This is a genomic window from Agromyces sp. Marseille-Q5079 (assembly GCF_051016555.1).
Taxonomy (GTDB): domain Bacteria; phylum Actinomycetota; class Actinomycetes; order Actinomycetales; family Microbacteriaceae; genus Agromyces.
This window is the reverse complement of sequence record NZ_JBPEJF010000003.1, coordinates 285,757-299,090: the sequence shown is the minus strand read 5'-3', so window position 1 is coordinate 299,090 and position 13,334 is coordinate 285,757. Positions and strand designations below refer to the sequence as shown.

The 13,334-nt window shown below is 69.6% G+C and carries 7 protein-coding genes; 2 read left to right on the top strand and 5 right to left on the bottom strand.

Annotated elements, in window-relative coordinates; translation table 11 throughout:
- Positions 1–20: 20 nt before the first annotated feature.
- Entirely contained in the window at positions 21–734 is a 714-nt protein-coding gene (locus ACR3IO_RS08855; protein ID WP_434070824.1) for an HNH endonuclease family protein, read from the bottom strand.
- 110 nt (positions 735–844) lie between these two features.
- Between ACR3IO_RS08855 and chrA the strand changes: the two genes are divergently transcribed.
- A complete protein-coding gene (gene chrA, locus ACR3IO_RS08850) occupies positions 845–2,062 on the top strand; it encodes a chromate efflux transporter (protein WP_434070823.1) in 1,218 nt (405 codons plus the stop codon).
- A gap of 4 nt (positions 2,063–2,066) precedes the next feature.
- Here chrA and ACR3IO_RS08845 read toward each other — a convergent pair whose 3' ends face one another.
- On the bottom strand, positions 2,067–2,696 hold the full coding sequence (locus ACR3IO_RS08845) for a uracil-DNA glycosylase family protein (RefSeq protein ID WP_434070822.1): 630 nt from the start codon (positions 2,694–2,696) through the stop codon (positions 2,067–2,069).
- 30 nt (positions 2,697–2,726) lie between these two features.
- Here ACR3IO_RS08845 and ACR3IO_RS08840 point away from each other — a divergent pair, with 30 nt between their 5' ends.
- Entirely contained in the window at positions 2,727–5,732 is a 3,006-nt protein-coding gene (locus ACR3IO_RS08840) for a DUF2207 domain-containing protein (RefSeq protein ID WP_434070821.1), read from the top strand.
- Positions 5,733–5,775: 43 nt separating this feature from the next.
- Here the strand turns inward: ACR3IO_RS08840 and ACR3IO_RS08835 are convergent, their stop codons facing one another.
- From ACR3IO_RS08835 to ACR3IO_RS08825, 3 genes are all read right to left on the bottom strand, one after another.
- Positions 5,776–6,534 carry an HNH endonuclease family protein gene (locus tag ACR3IO_RS08835; protein ID WP_434070820.1) on the bottom strand — a complete coding sequence of 253 codons (759 nt, stop codon included), beginning with the start codon at positions 6,532–6,534 and terminating at the stop codon, positions 5,776–5,778.
- 208 nt (positions 6,535–6,742) lie between these two features.
- Complete coding sequence (locus ACR3IO_RS08830) at positions 6,743–9,901, bottom strand: hypothetical protein (RefSeq protein WP_434070819.1); 3,159 nt, start codon at positions 9,899–9,901, stop codon at positions 6,743–6,745.
- Between the two features lie 8 nt (positions 9,902–9,909).
- The gene (locus tag ACR3IO_RS08825) at positions 9,910–13,329 is read right to left on the bottom strand and encodes a tubulin-like doman-containing protein (RefSeq protein ID WP_434070818.1); all 3,420 of its coding nucleotides are present in this window, start codon (positions 13,327–13,329) and stop codon (positions 9,910–9,912) included.
- Positions 13,330–13,334 lie beyond the last annotated feature (5 nt).

Sequence of the window (13,334 nt, the reverse complement as noted above, 5' to 3'; positions counted from 1 at the left end):
AGCGCCGCAGGCGCAGCGGCTCAGGGGCAGCCGGCCTCGACGCGCAGGACCGCGTCGTAGTCCTCGGGCGCGATCGTGAGGCCGTACGAGAGCAGCACATCCGCGAACCGGTCGACGTACGTGCAGGCGTAGTCGGCGGCCGGCGGCATCCATTCGGCGGGGCCCGAATCCGACTTCGACTGGTTGGCGGGCCCGTCGACCGCGGACAGGTTCGCGGGGTCGTTCGCGAAGGCCTCGCGCACGTCGTCGGGCCACTCCGACGCGCCGTGCTGCCATGCGTACGACAGGGGCACGACGTGGTCGATCTGCACCGCCTCGGAGGTGTCGGGCCCGCGCACGAACGAGATCACGGTGTTCGTGTACGGGTCGGTCAGCGTGCCGGTGCGGACGATGCAGTCGGCGCTGTCGGCGCGGAACCGCACGTCGGCGAGGTCGCGGATCAGCACGTCGTTGCGGGTGTCGCATCCGTTGCCGTCGACGTCGAGCCAGGCCTCGCCGAACAGGTCGCGGTCGTACGGCGATGCCGACGACGGCGGGGCGACCACGAGCCCGGCCAGGTCGGGGTCGGGCGCGAGCGCCGGGTCGGATGCCGCGGGCCCGCCCGTCGCCGCGCCGCCGGCCGCCAGCGAGCCGTCGCCCTCGGGGCCGTAGACGTAGACCCACATCGCGACGGCGATGACGACGACGAGCATGACGGGCAGGGAGATGCGGCGGGAACGACGACGACGGGGCATCCGCTCATTCTGGCGTGGACGGCGGACACCCGATGACCACGGCGACCTCGGCGCGCGCGACCGGGGTTCCGTTCTCCTGCTCGTCACCCCGGGCGACTACGGTGTCGATCGTGCCAGCTGACGACGCCGCCGACTCCGATCGGGCCGAGGGCACGCCCGGCGAGGTGTTCCGCGCGTTCCTGAAGCTCGGCGTGACCTCCTTCGGCGGGCCGATCGCGCATCTCGGGTACTTCCGGGACGAACTCGTCACGCGCCGTCGATGGGTCGGCGAGCGCGACTACGCCGAACTCGTCGCGCTCAGCCAGTTCCTGCCCGGCCCGGCCTCCAGCCAGGTCGGGTTCGCCCTCGGCCTGCTCCGGGCGGGACCGCTCGGGGCCCTCGCGGCGTGGCTCGCGTTCACCCTGCCGTCGGCCGTGCTCATGGTCGGGTTCGCATACGGGTCGTCGCTGCTCGGCGGCGTCCTCGGGAGCGGGATCCTCGAGGGGATGCGGATCGTCGCGGTCGCCATCGTCGCGCAGGCCGTGTCGGGAATGGCACGCACGCTCACGCCCGACGCCCGGAGGGCCTCGATCGCCGTGGGGGCCGCGATCCTCGTGCTCCTGCTCGCGGGAACCGCCGGGCAGCTCGCGGCGATCGTGCTCGGCGCCCTCGCCGGGCTCGCCCTCTGCCGCACCCCGGCGGAGGTCGCCCCGGCGCCGCTGCCGTTCGCCGTGTCGCGACGCGCCGGCGTCGTCTGCCTCGCGACGTTCGCCGCGCTGCTCGTCGTACTCCCGATCGCGGCGTCGGCGCTGCCCGGACCCGCGTTCGACCTCGCCGACGGCTTCTTCCGCGCGGGCGCGCTGGTGTTCGGCGGCGGGCACGTCGTGCTGCCGCTGCTGCAGGCGGAGTTCGTCGGAGCCGACTGGCTGACGCCCGAGCAGTTCCTCGCCGGGTACGGTGCGGCGCAGGCCGTGCCCGGGCCCCTGTTCACGTTCGCCGCATACCTGGGCGCGCTCGCGGCGCCGGGGGCCGCGGGGCTCGTCACCGCGGCGATCGCCCTCGTCGCGGTGTTCCTGCCGGGCATGCTCGTCCTCGTCGGCGTCCTGCCGTTCTGGAACGGCCTCCGCAGCCGGCCCGGCGCCCAGTCGCTCATGCGCGGCGCGAATGCGGCGGTCGTGGGCATCCTCGCCGCCGCCCTCTACGACCCGGTGTTCGTCACGGCGATCGTGTCACCCGCGAGCTTCGCGCTCGCGCTCGCCTGCTTCGTGCTGCTCGTCTCGTGGCGCACCCCGCCATGGGTCGTCGTGATCGTCGGCGCGCTCGGCGGCGTGCTGCTCGCGCTCGCCTGAACCCTCATCCCTCGGCCGAGGAGCCGAGCGCCGCGGCGACGCGACGTTGCAGATCGGGCACCAGCTCCTCCTCGAACCAGGGGTTCCTGAGCTGCCAGCCGACGTTGAGCGGGGACGGATGCACGATCGGGATCAGGCCCGGGCCGTAATCGCGCCACCCGCGAACCGTCTCCGTGAGCGTCGACGCACGACGATCGCCGAGGTGGTGCCGCTGGGCGTACGCGCCCACGAGGATCGTCAGCCTCGGCGCCATGAGCGAGAAGGCCCGCGGATGCCACGTCTCCGCGACTCCGCGGCGGGGTGGCAGGTCGCCCGACGCGCCCTTGCCCGGGTAGTAGAAGTCCATCGGGACGATCGCGAATCGCGAGACGTCGTCGAACTCGGCCCGCGTCACGCCCAACCACTGCACCAGCCGGTCGCCGCTGGCATCGTGGAACGGGATGCCGCTCTCCTGCGCTCGGCGCCCCGGAGCCTGGCTGACGATCACGACCCGCGATGACGGCGAACCCGTGAGGAGCGGCCGCCAGCCCTGCCCGGTGAACGCCGCATTGGCGGGGTCCGCGGCGATCGCGTCGCGGAGCTCCTCGAACGGATCCGGCGAGGTGCCGCGTCCGCGGCGGGCGGTGACGTCCACCGCACCATCATGCCCCCTAGAATCGGCCGGGTGACCCGACGCCCCCGCCGCGATGACGACGCGTCCGCGGCATCCGCCACCGCCGCGACCGGGATCCCCGACGACGCGATCCGCGACGACCGCCCGCGGCACACGCCGCTCTGGGCGCTGCTGTCTGGGTGGCTCCTCGCGCTCGAGGCGTGGCTGCGCTCGCACGGCGGGCGCGGCCTCCGTCGTGGCATCCGCGTCTTCTGGGCCGTGGTCGCGGCGGCCGGTGTACTCCTCCTCGTCGGACCCGTCATCAATCCGCCCATGACGCTCGACGACATCACCTCGTCGGCCTCGCACGCGACCGACGACTGGATCGCCAAGCAGTTCGCCGCCGACTACGACATCGAGCGCGACGGCGACGGCCGGCTCCGGGCCGAGGTCGAGGAGCGGATCACGGCGTCCTTCCCGGCCGACGTCGAGGAGACCGGCATCCGACGCGTGCTCGCCGCCGAGTACGAGGGCCACTCCCTCGACCCGTCGTCGATCACCGCGACGCTCGACGGCGAACCCGTCGACGCCGACATCCGACGCGAGCCGACGCAGGTCACGGTCACCATCGACGCCGGCGAGCGCCTCACCGGCGAGCACGAGTTCGGGCTGCGGTACCGCATGCAGGACCTCGCGTACATCGCCGTCGACGACGCGACCGGCGCCGAGGTCGACCTGCTCGAATGGGACGTGTTCGGCCCGTCGTGGCCGCAGGCCCTGGCCGGGCTCGACGTGGCGATCACGCTGCCCGACGACCTCGCCGACCGGCTCATCCGCGAGCCGCGCGGCAGCCTCGCCTGGACGCTCGTCGGCGGTGGCGAATGGCTGGAGCCCGAGGACGACAGCCCGGCGGGCCACTCCACCTACCGACTCACCAACGACCAGAACATCCCGCCGCACGCGCAGGCCTGGTTCACGATGAGCTTCGAGGCCGGCACGTTCGAGATGCCGCCACCGTCGCCCCTGTTCATCGTGCAGTCCTTCGGACCGCTGGTGCCGCTCGCGCTGCTCGCCATCGCCCTGCTGTTCGCGCTGGCGGCGCGCGCCGTGGCCTGGGCCGACGCCCGCGGCCGGCCGTGGTTCGTGGCGCAGCACGAACCGCCGGGAGTGGACTCCGCCATCGCCGCGCACGTGCTCGGCGCCCCTCGTGCCGTCGAACTCGGCGAGGCGCTCGAGGACATCCCGCGGTGGAAGCGGACTCGCGCCGCCGACGTCGCATCCGCCCGAGTGCGCGCCGCTCGCGCCGCCCGGCGCACCGGCCGCGTGGGCGACCTGCCCCGCGCGCTGACGCGGTACTGGTTCGGCGCCGACCGCCGTCGGATCGTGGCCGAGGGCCTGCGCCGGGTCCCCTCCGGCTTCGTCCGCGACGCGTTCCTCGCCGCTCCCCCCGCGCTCGTGCTCGTGCAGTGGGGGCTCGTGCGCCAGCTCTCGCACCAGGCCAAGCTCACGGTCGTGTGGTGGCCGGTGGCCTTCGTCATCGCCTCGACGGTGATCGCCGCGATCGTGCTGTGGATCGCGTGGTCGTCCCGGCCGCTCACCCGTCGCGGGGCCCTCCTCAAGCAGCACCTGCTCGGCATCGACGTCTTCGCCGAGCGCACCCGGCTCCTCGAGCGCGGACCCTCGAACGACCCGGCGCTTCCCTACGCCGTGCTCGGCGCGGAGCCGCGCGCGGCCGGACGACGCGTCGGGGCGATGCTCGACGCCGAGATCGGCGATGCGTCGGCGACGCGCGGCTGGCGCACGCCCGGCTACCTCACCTGGCCCCGACTGCTCGTGATCGGCGGCTCCCTGCTGCTGCTCCCGGCCATGATCGCGATGATCGCGCTCGTGCCGAACCCGTACGAGCGCGACATCCGGTACGCCGCGTACGACCAGGACGTGCCCGGCACGCTGTGGACGAGCGTCGAGTCCGCGGACATCGTCGGCGAGCTCGTCAGGACGAGCGATGGCCGCGCCGTCCTGCACGTCACCGAGCGCTTCGAGGTCGCGTTCGACGATTCGAGCAGCCGGGTGCCGCAGTTCGCCGACCAGTGGCGCAACCGCGTCCAGGGCCAGCCGCTCGACCTGCGGGTGGACGCGGTGCGGATCGACGGCGACGACGTGCCGTTCGCGACCGAGCAGGTGCGCGACACGCTCCTCATGTACACGACGCTCACCGAGGTGCTGTCGGGCACGCGCGACGTCGTCGTCGAGTACACGCTCGATTCGGCCGCCGTCGCGACCGCGGGCGACGAGGGCGGCTACGGTCGGGGGCCGATCGTCGACCGCGTTCGGTGGGCGGCGCTGATCGAGAACTGGGACCTCGCGGGGTCGTGGCGCAACAGCGAGACGTACGACTTCGCGCCCACGCGGATCGAGTTCCGCGTGGCCGACGACCTGCTCGCGCTGGCGACCGAGGCCGGCTGGATCACCCGCGACACCGACGCCGCCGAGGAGGTGCGCGACTGGCCCGAGACCGTCGTGCCGTTCGGCGAGGTCGACGCGGTCGTGACCGATCCCGAGATGCACGGCACGGAGGAGACGACGGATGACGCCGACGGCACGTTCATCGCGGCCGTCTCGTTCGAGGACTCCGAGTACGGCGTGCCGCTCCCGCTGACCGTCGACGACCTCGGCGTGCGCATCGACTTCCCGGCCGGCACGTTCACCGGCCCCGACGTCGGCGCCCTCCGTGCATGGCAGACGTTGAGCGCGCTGCCGTTCGCCGTGACGCTCGCGCTCGAGGTGCTCGCGATCCTCATCGCCGGACTCGGCGTCCTCGCCGGCCTCGCGCAGGTGCCGGCCGCGTTCCGGCCCGGCGTGTTCCGCGACCTCGTCGTCTGGTTCGCGCCCCTGGCGACGCTCACGGCGACCGTCGGGTTCTTCTGGCTGTGCGGCGATATGGTGCCCGATCATCCCGTGCTCCCCGCGCTCGGCCTGCCCCTCATTGCGGCGATCGTCGCCGCCATCGCCGCGCTCGTGCTGACGGCGCGCCGGCGCGCCCCCGAGGAGATCCGGGACGAGCTCGCCCGGCGTTGACCAATACCCCCGGCCGCCACGAGGGCGCCCCGACCATTCGGGCTCAGCCGCAGTCCGAAACGATGCGGGCCATCGCATCGAGATCAGACTGCGTCACCGTGAGCCCGTAGACCGCAGCGACGTGTACGAACCGCTGGACGTACGGGCACGCGTACGCAGAATTTGGTGGCATCCACTCCGCTGGTCCCGAGTCCGACTTCGCCCCATTAGTGGGACCGTCCACCGCCTGGAGATTCACCGGATCGTTTGCGAAGGCGAGGCGTTGGGCATCAGACCAGCCGGATGCCCCGTGTCGCCACGCGTACGCCAACGGCACGATGTGATCGATCTGCACTGCCTCCGACGTCTCCCAACCCCTCGTGAACGGAATCGTCGCGCCCGTGTACGCGTCTTCCAGCACTCCAGACCGGACAATGCAGTCCGGGTTGTCGGAACGGAACCGCACATCGACGAGATCGCGACGAAGTATGTCGTTGCGGGTGTCGCACCCGTTGGCGTCGACGTCGACCCAGGCTTCGCCGAAGTACGCGCGTTCGTACCGCGGATTGTTCGTCCCCCCGTCGACCGCAAGCGTCTGCAGTTCGCGCAGCGCGGCCGGAGACGAAGGGCCCGTCGGTGCGGACGGTGTCTGTTGGGCTGCGGTCGGGGTGCTTCGGTCAGTCGACGCGCTCGGCCCTACAACACCCGGAGCCGCCGATGTGCCGACGGCGTCGACCGAGGACGCACCGGTCGTTGCAGGTGAGTTCGCCACGACGATGGCCACACCGACCAGAAACGCGACAGCGAGTGGCACGGCGACCATCGCCGTCCGCTTGGCACGCACAGCTCGTGAGACGGGGAGCAGGACATCCGAGACCACCGCCGCAGCGCCGTCTCGCGGCATGGCCGGGGCGCGCCGTACCGCGCCGGGGGGTCGAGGCGGATCCGCCTCCTGCCAGTCGGCCTTCGAGCTCAGACGTGGTCGGGGCTTCGGCGGTTGCGGGAGCGGGTCGCGCGGCAGGCGAGGCGGCCTAGACACCTGAGTACTGGCCAGAGCGTGGTCGGTCCTTGCGTGGCACCACACGCTCAGGCTCGGCGCCTGTTCCCACCGGTGAGATGCCCAGCCGCACCGCGTCGACCGGGATCGGTCCGATGAGGTCGATGCGAATCGCTGCCTCGAACGATCGGGACCGGTCGTCGATGGTCCGCACACTCAGATCGGCTCGGGCAGAGAGACCGAGGATCTCAGCCACCTTCTCGCGCGCCAGCGCGAAGGACCTGACCTGCTCGTGATGACCATCCTGAAGCTGGTACCTGCTGATGGCCAGCGGCGTCAGCGGCGTCGCCCGGTCGGTCGGGTCGCCGAACGGTGCTCCGAGGAACTCGCTCCACCCGATGCGCGGAGACGAATCACCGTCGACGAGCTCGGCAAGCGGGTCGGGCATGAGCGGCACGACATCCGAAATCGCCGCATTCAACGGTGCGAAATCAGCATCGTGGCGAATGCGCTCGATCTCGTACGCGCCTACCTGTTCGAGCACCTCGTCGCGCCCCATGTTCTCGCGCGCGATCTTCCGGGCTTGGTTCGGCAGATGCGGCAGATCGCGGTCGAGCGCGTCGAGGTCGACCGCCTCAGCAGCGATGCCCTGCGTCGTACTGATCGCACCTAGCAGTTCAACGAACGCGTCGGACCGCCACCCGCGCTTCACGAGTGCCTCGGCCGCGGTCCGACGGTACTGCCGGGCCAGCGCCTGATCGGAAAGATCCGCAGTCGCGAGACGCAGCGCGAACGGCAGTTTCGCCGCACGCTCGGCAGAATCGTCCGACCCCGCATCCTCGCCCAATGCATCGCCGGCCCGCCCCGAAGGTTCCTGGGCAGTCCAAGGTCGCCGCATCGCCGCGGCGAGCAGATCGAGCCAGTCACGCGTCTGCTCGGACATCCCCGCCAGGCGAAACGCCTCACGTCGAGCGGTCATCCCTCGATCGTGAAGTTCGAAGAGTTGTGATTCTGCATCGAGGATCGATCGGTGGAACGCAGACCAGTCGCGGTAATAGCGAACCAGCAGCAACACGAGACCCACGAGCAAGAAACCAAGCCCCGCCAACCCGAACACGAGCCATCCCGGCCAGTCTCCCAGCTCGATCGACGGATCCCACAGAATGACTCCGGCGACGAGAAGGACGACGACCGCTGCCAGGATCGCCGCTCGGCGGTGATAACGATCGCGCAACTCTCGGAGCCTGCCGGTGGCCGGCAGTCGAAACGTGGTGAGCGCCGTCGCCGCAGCCGAGGCGTCCAGCTCAGCGGACTCGCGCTCGGTCTCCACTGCATGAAGCAGACCCGCACCGACGTTGCTGCCTTGGCGCGCAGCCCAGGTCTCGAAGTTTGCACTCAGCCGCTCGGCATCCCGGATGGCACGGATCGCGTCCTCCTGACCGAGTTCTGCCTCATGGCGGAGCGCAACGAGGGCAGTGCTACGAGCAAGCGACTCCTTGAACTCGCGGAACGTGGCGGCGACCTGCGCCCGGTCGACGCCAGGCGGCAACGCCACCTCCTTGAGCTTCAGCAGTCGATCGTGTCCGTCGTCATCGGTCTCGAGCACGCCGGCGTGAGCGAGGAACGGGCGCGCCTGCGCGCGTCGATCCGCGAGCTCGACCGTCTCCCGGTCGAACCCGGCGATCGCTGCTTCGGCCGTGGCCTGCGCGGTCTGCGCGTTCGCAAGCCTCGATGCGATCGCACTGCGCACGGAACGCTGACTGCGCTCGTCCAGTGGCTCCACCTGTTGGAGGCCGTCGACGAGTCCGGCCGGAGCATCCCAGACGTCGCCCGGATCGTGCAGAACGTCGGCGACGCGCGCGAACACGGGGATCCGGCCCTCGACGACGGGGAATCCGCGCTCCTCCGGATCGCCGCCGCCATCGAGCGCACCGAACACAGCCTGCCGCAAGGCAGACCAGAGCATCGGAGTCGAGCCGGCCGCTGCCGCCGGGACCGGGAGTTCGAGGGAGATCCCGAGATCGGCCTGCTGCGACCTGACGTTCGCGAGCGCATCCGCGATCATCCGATCCTGCTGATCGAGCCGATCGAGTTCGCCGTCGACCACGTACAGTCCGCGATCATCGCCCTGCAGCCGGCGCCCGAGCATCCGCGCGAAACCGCGGCGGACGTAACTCCACCAGGCTGCCGGCGAGCCGGCGAGGACTGCTCTGCAGAACCCGACGAACGCGCGCCACTGCCTGCTCGGCGAGATCCTCGGGCGTTCCGCGGACGGCTCGGCATCCTGCCTTCGATATCGCAGCACCGCGCCGTCGTAGTCGATCGCAGCACGGACCATCGCTTCGCGATACCTGGCGACATCGCGATGCGGGATCGGCGCAGTACCGTCGGCGAGCACGCCACTGTACGGATCAACGATCCGCGAGTCGGGGTCGGCCGCGGATCGCACCACGTCGAGTGTCGCGGCGTTCTCGAGCGTCGTGGTCACGATGCCTCCGACGAACACGCGGGTGAGCCAGACGCCGGTGGTGGCGGAGTGGTCGCGTTCGAGGAGTTCGGGCAGTCCGTACGGGAGTCCGATCCACGCTCCGACGGCCGTCACCGCATGCATCAGCACGAATGCTTCGAACCGCTCATCGTCGCGCACGAACGCATCGCCCGACCACGGCGTTGCGCGATCCTCCGGCGACGCGACGACCGTCAGCGTGTCATCGCCCGCGACCCAGTCGACCCGCTCCTTCAACGTGAACTCCGTCGGCGCGCAGATCAACGTCACCCTCGACAGGTCGATCCGGAGGCTCGCGGCCGTGGAGCCGACCGGCTCCTTCGGCACGGCGTGCTGCACATACTCGGTGATCGTGCGTCGTATCGAGTCCTGAGCGGCATCCCCCGCTTGATCGGGACGTGCGGAGCGCACCGTGAGCAGCGTGATGCGGTGCAGCGAACGGGTCGCCATCAGATGGAACAGGTCCCGATGGACCTCCTTCAGCGCACCACCGAGATCGCGTCCGAAGACTGTGGCCGGAACAACGGGCGGCGCGTCTCCACGTCGTTGGACGTCTTCGGGGCGCACCCAGAATGTCCGCCCCAAATAGCCGAAACTGGTCCAGTCCCGTGCGAGTTCGAGCAGGCTTGCACCCTCTGCGCCGCCCGGCAGCACGATGATGACGAGCGCGGGATCGGCTTCGACCACGGCACTCATCAGACGCCCGATCTGGGTTCGCGGAGTTCCCTGACGGCGTCGACGAGCGCGTCGAGTGCCGACAGCACCGTGTCGCGGATCTCCCAGCTCACCGGATATGCGTAGACGGACACACCCGGCTCCTGGTCGACCACGTCCTCGCGGAACCTCTGGCGCTCGTCGTGCAGCAGGTATTCCGCGACCTTGGCCTGACGCGCACGCATGCCCTCATCTGACGTACCGGCACGGTCGGCACCCGGCGTCGGCGCGCCGTCGAGGACCCGGCCCGCCTCGATCCAGCCTCTGAGCGCTATGCCGAGCTGCCGATCGCGTCCGCCGAGATCCATGAGCTGGTGGTACGCCCGCAACGGTTCGAGCGAGCCGGCCCCATTCGACAGCGCGAGCGCGACGGTGAGCGATTCCATCACGACGCCGATGAAGTCATGCGGCTGAACCTCGACGCCCGACAGCAACGGATGCGGGAAATCGGCGCGGCTACGGCGCTGCGGGTCCCAGATCGACAGTTTCGGTCCTCGCTGCTGGTTGCTGTCATCGACCTCGAGCAGACCGAGCACCTTTGCCACGTACCATCCGCGGACCATCTGATCGAATACCTCAGGTGCAGCAGGTGCCGATTCGCGGAGCAGGCGCGAACGCTTCCATTTCCAGAACGCCGCGCGACTGTCCTGGGTGTTCGACTCTGCCAGCCAGGACTTGGCGATCGGCGCCATCACTGAGTCCATCACGATCGGCTGGTAGGGGTACCCGAGCATCGCGAAGATCTCGAGCGAGCTGACCTTGACGTCCTTGAACCATCCTGGCGACTGCGCTTCATCCCAGTAGCCCTGGGACGCCAGGACCGACTTGGTGAGTTCATAGAGGTCGCTGTGGGCCGCGAACGGGATGGAGCTGAACACCGTGCGCACGCCGTCACCGATCGCCTTTCCGTGCACCTCGGACAGGAGCCCGGGATTGAGCTTCACGAGCGGCTCACTCGAACCGAGGGCGGCCGTCAACTGCTCGCGGAATCGGTCCTTGCGTTGCTTGAATTCGCCCGCGCCCACCCGCTCCTCATCGAAATACGTCGAGAGGTCTTCGGTGATGTAGGCGTGGAACGTCGTTCCCTCGCGCTGCATCCACTGCTTCGCCCGGACGATGTATTCCGCCGGGTCGTCTTCGAACTGGAATCGCGGACGCTGTGCGCTCGTCTTCTCGCCGACGGCGGCCGTGGCCGCAGGGCGCCAGCTGCGCGGGTAACTGATGAGTCGGGGCCCGCGGCGCATCATGCCCGCCTCACCGTCGGCACCATCGACGCCAATGAGGAGACTCGTCATGACATCGAACATCGCGTCGTCGGATCGCGTTTGGAGCGACGATGCCGCGACGAGACGGTCGAACTCTGCGGGATACTCGCTGTGCTCCACGAGGAGACGCTCGTTGGGCGACGGCTCATACTTACGAGGCACGGATCGGCTGTTCCTCGTCGGCCACTGCTCATAGTCGTTCTCGCGCCCGTCAGTGCGTGTGCCCTCCGTGACGTGAGCGAGGAGAGACTGTCGCCCCTCGGTCAACGCATCGGCCAGCGGATCGAGGAACTCGGTCCGGAACTCCGTGAGCAGTACTGAGGCCGACTCGCGCAGGGCGGCCTCGGACTGCCATTCGAGGCCCTGAACCGCACGCTCGACCGCGTTCAGCCACACATCACTCTCGGGTCTGATCGCCGCGATATCGGGAGCCGCAGCCAGCTCCTCGTTCACGAATCCGCGCAGTCGACGTGCCCAGCCGCGGTTCGTCTCGGCCTCGCTCACGAGTTGCTCGGCGGCAGTCTTCACGCTGCCTGAGAGACGACGCAGGAGTTCGACGGTGACCGAAAGGCCGACGGTGGCGACGTACTGCTCGACGAGGGAGAGCACGCGCTCGGGGGTTTGGTCGACCCATTCGGTGAACTTGACACCACGATTGCCGCGGTCCTGCTCGAGCAGGGAACGCTCGCGCGCCGAGTACGACGATATGATCCGCTCGACCCACTCGCCCTGCGAGAGCCCACCCGTCTTGGCGTCGAGCGACCCGGGGGTGTTGATATCGGCACGGATCGCGGCATTGAGTTCGTCGCCGAGCGCACGGATCTGCGGCAACGCGCGCAATGCGTCGATGACGTCGTTCCGATCTTCGGTCTCTTCATCAAGACCGCTGGCCCTGATGAAGCCCTCGAGCGCGCGGCTCGCGCCGAAGTCGACCCACTCGCCCTGCGTGCGCTCCTTCAACATTCGGTCGTCTTCGATGTGGGCGTAGAGCATCTGGTCGACGACACTGCGGGCGAACCGTTCGCCCGCGTAGTCGAGGAACTTCTCGCGACCGAGAGTCACTCGGCCGAAGCCGATGGCCGAGAATGGCGGGGTCTGGTCGAGCGGCGACATCAGGCGAGAATTGTCGGGCAGCACGTTCGCCCCGGTGTTCGCGTTCCAGTTCGTGACCGCATACTCGTCGATTTCGCCCTGCACCTTGTCATCGGTCATCCATGCCGCCACGCTCGTCGAGACCGCGGAGTACACGGACCCCTGGCTCGGGAACGCCACCTTGGAGTTCTGACGGCCCACGATGAATGGATACGCAGCGCCGACTCGATCGCGCGCACCGCCGTAAGAGGGCTGGAGTCCGCGCGACTTGAAGATCTCGAGCGTCGAGCGAGATGGGGCCTTGGTCCAGAACCCGGCCATGGTCTCGGCAACGGTGCCGAGTGCATTCGACGGGATCCCGGCAGAACCCGAGACCTGATCGAAGACATCCGGTGCGTACAACATGCTGAAGATGTTGTGCGCCCAGTCATGCGTCTTGGCAACCTCCTTCACGGCCTCGACCACGTCGAGGTACTGGCCCGCACCGGAACCGCCGGCGATCGACGATGCGACGATCACGGTCGGACTCGGTGTAGCACCGGCCCGCGGCTTCGCCCCAAGTCGCTCGCCGAGCGTCTCGAGTTCGCCGAGCGCATCGGCCGCGGTCATCCGGTCGATCGCCCGGCGAGCTGCGGCCGAGACATCCGCGAGCTTGGAGAGCACGACGGTGCGTCCGACCGCGCGGAATTGGCCCGCCCCCTTCGCTACCGTCACCGGAACACGACCGGAGTCGGGAAGCTGGCGCTTCACGTCGTCGACGACGTCTGCAGCGAGGCGCTGCCCGTGCACGACCGACCCATAGACCGTCTCGTAGGTCGCGCCCGATGCGATCAGCCCGTGGTAATCAGAAGGCGGGAGAAAGGGCAGCACGAAGTCGGTGCCGTCCTGCGAGGTCGGCGTGTCGATGTGCAGGAACTGCCACGCTGTCGGAAGACCGCCCTTCCAGTCGGCCTGTTGGAGGCGAAGTTCGAGCGCGTGGCGCAGGCCGCGAAGCGTCTTGCCGCCGGAACCGCCGACACCGATGACGAGGAACGGGCGAAGCATGTGGA